The following is a 3356-nucleotide window of genomic DNA, read 5'->3' as shown; positions in this document are numbered from 1 at the left end:
AATCTTGACGATGACCTACTCTCACATGGGGAAACCCCACACTACCATCGGCGATGCATCGTTTCACTACTGAGTTCGGGATGGGATCAGGTGGTTCCAATGCTCTATGGTCGTCAAGAAATTCTGTAGCCAGAATGTCCAGATGGACAGCCCAGCGAATTCGGATATGCGATAGTTGTGATGTTGCGAACTTTCGGTTCTTTCGTCTTCACCACCACAATCTGCAGAAGCAAATTGCTTGGGTGTTATATGGTCAAGCCTCACGGGCAATTAGTATTGGTTAGCTCAACGCCTCACAGCGCTTACACACCCAACCTATCAACGTCGTAGTCTTCGACGGCCCTTTAGGGGATTCAAGATCCCAGTGAGATCTCATCTTGAGGCAAGTTTCCCGCTTAGATGCTTTCAGCGGTTATCTCTTCCGAACATAGCTACCCGGCAATGCCACTGGCGTGACAACCGGAACACCAGAGGTTCGTCCACTCCGGTCCTCTCGTACTAGGAGCAGCCCCTCTCAAATCTCAAACGTCCACGGCAGATAGGGACCGAACTGTCTCACGACGTTCTAAACCCAGCTCGCGTACCACTTTAAATGGCGAACAGCCATACCCTTGGGACCGGCTTCAGCCCCAGGATGTGATGAGCCGACATCGAGGTGCCAAACACCGCCGTCGATATGAACTCTTGGGCGGTATCAGCCTGTTATCCCCGGAGTACCTTTTATCCGTTGAGCGATGGCCCTTCCATACAGAACCACCGGATCACTAAGACCTACTTTCGTACCTGCTCGACGTGTTTGTCTCGCAGTCAAGCGCGCTTTTGCCTTTATACTCTACGACCGATTTCCGACCGGTCTGAGCGCACCTTCGTACTCCTCCGTTACTCTTTGGGAGGAGACCGCCCCAGTCAAACTACCCACCATACACTGTCCTCGATCCGGATAACGGACCTGAGTTAGAACCTCAAAGTTGCCAGGGTGGTATTTCAAGGATGGCTCCATGAGAACTGGCGTCCCCACTTCAAAGCCTCCCACCTATCCTACACAAGCAAATTCAAAGTCCAGTGCAAAGCTATAGTAAAGGTTCACGGGGTCTTTCCGTCTAGCCGCGGATACACTGCATCTTCACAGCGATTTCAATTTCACTGAGTCTCGGGTGGAGACAGCGCCGCCATCGTTACGCCATTCGTGCAGGTCGGAACTTACCCGACAAGGAATTTCGCTACCTTAGGACCGTTATAGTTACGGCCGCCGTTTACCGGGGCTTCGATCAAGAGCTTCGCTTGCGCTAACCCCATCAATTAACCTTCCGGCACCGGGCAGGCGTCACACCCTATACGTCCACTTTCGTGTTTGCAGAGTGCTGTGTTTTTAATAAACAGTCGCAGCGGCCTGGTATCTTCGACCGGCATGAGCTTACGGAGCAAGTCCTTCACCCTCACCGGCGCACCTTCTCCCGAAGTTACGGTGCCATTTTGCCTAGTTCCTTCACCCGAGTTCTCTCAAGCGCCTTGGTATTCTCTACCTAACCACCTGTGTCGGTTTGGGGTACGGTTCCCAGTTATCTGAAGCTTAGGAGCTTTTCTTGGAAGCATGGCATCAACCACTTCGTCGCCTAAAGGCAACTCGTCATCAGCTCTCGGCTTTGAGATCCCGGATTTGCCTAAGATCTCAGCCTACCACCTTAAACTTGGACAACCAACGCCAAGCTGGCCTAGCCTTCTCCGTCCCTCCATCGCAATAACTGGAAGTACAGGAATATTAACCTGTTTTCCATCGACTACGCTTTTCAGCCTCGCCTTAGGGACCGACTAACCCTGCGTCGATTAACGTTGCGCAGGAAACCTTGGTCTTTCGGCGTGCGAGTTTTTCACTCGCATTGTCGTTACTCATGTCAGCATTCGCACTTCTGATACCTCCAGCAAGCTTCTCAACTCACCTTCACAGGCTTACAGAACGCTCCTCTACCGCATCACCAAAGGTGATACCCGTAGCTTCGGTGCATGGTTTGAGCCCCGTTACATCTTCCGCGCAGGCCGACTCGACTAGTGAGCTATTACGCTTTCTTTAAAGGGTGGCTGCTTCTAAGCCAACCTCCTAGCTGTCTAAGCCTTCCCACATCGTTTCCCACTTAACCATGACTTTGGGACCTTAGCTGACGGTCTGGGTTGTTTCCCTTTTCACGACGGACGTTAGCACCCGCCGTGTGTCTCCCATGCTCGGCACTTGTAGGTATTCGGAGTTTGCATCGGTTTGGTAAGTCGGGATGACCCCCTAGCCGAAACAGTGCTCTACCCCCTACAGTGATACATGAGGCGCTACCTAAATAGCTTTCGAGGAGAACCAGCTATCTCCGAGCTTGATTAGCCTTTCACTCCGATCCACAGGTCATCCGCTAACTTTTCAACGGTAGTCGGTTCGGTCCTCCAGTCAGTGTTACCTAACCTTCAACCTGCCCATGGATAGATCGCCCGGTTTCGGGTCTATACCCAGCGACTAAACGCCCTATTAAGACTCGCTTTCGCTACGCCTCCCCTATTCGGTTAAGCTCGCCACTGAATATAAGTCGCTGACCCATTATACAAAAGGTACGCAGTCACCTAACAAAGTAGGCTCCCACTGCTTGTACGCATACGGTTTCAGGATCTATTTCACTCCCCTCTCCGGGGTTCTTTTCGCCTTTCCCTCACGGTACTGGTTCACTATCGGTCAGTCAGTAGTATTTAGCCTTGGAGGATGGTCCCCCCATGTTCAGACAAAGTTTCTCGTGCTCCGTCCTACTCGATTTCATTGATAAGAGATTTTCGTGTACGGGGCTATCACCCACTATGGCCGCACTTTCCAGAGCGTTCCACTAATCTCAAATCAACTTAAGGGCTGGTCCCCGTTCGCTCGCCACTACTAAGGGAATCTCGGTTGATTTCTTTTCCTCAGGGTACTTAGATGTTTCAGTTCCCCTGGTTCGCCTCTTGCACCTATGTATTCAGTACAAGATACTCAGCTTATGCTGAGTGGGTTCCCCCATTCAGAGATCTCTGGATCACAGTCTGTTTGCCGACTCCCCAAAGCTTATCGCAGGCTACCACGTCTTTCATCGCCTCTGACTGCCAAGGCATCCACCGTATGCGCTTCTTCACTTGACCATATAACCCCAAGCAATCTGGTTATACTGTGAAGACGACATTCGCCGAAAATTCGCATGTTGCTCTTTCGAGCAGAACTCACAAATTTTACCTTAGCCTGATCCACCAGCAGTGAAACTGGTGTTCAGTCTATTTCTATCACATATCCGAATTTTTAAAGAACGATCTGACAAAAGTCAGAAATCAACATTCAAGCCGAATGTTCATTTCTAAGT

General features: G+C 50.8%; 2 rRNA genes. Both read right to left on the bottom strand.

Annotation, left to right across the window (positions count from 1 at the left end):
- Positions 1–2 precede the first annotated feature (2 nt).
- Positions 3–118, bottom strand: a 5S ribosomal RNA gene (gene rrf / locus EGJ09_RS26335).
- A gap of 131 nt (positions 119–249) precedes the next feature.
- Positions 250–3141, bottom strand: a 23S ribosomal RNA gene (locus EGJ09_RS26330).
- Positions 3142–3356: the final 215 nt, after the last annotated feature.

The organism is Pseudomonas sp. p106 (genome assembly GCF_003936645.1).
Lineage (GTDB): Bacteria > Pseudomonadota > Gammaproteobacteria > Pseudomonadales > Pseudomonadaceae > Aquipseudomonas > Aquipseudomonas putida_E.
This window is presented reverse-complemented; position numbering and strand designations above follow the sequence as displayed.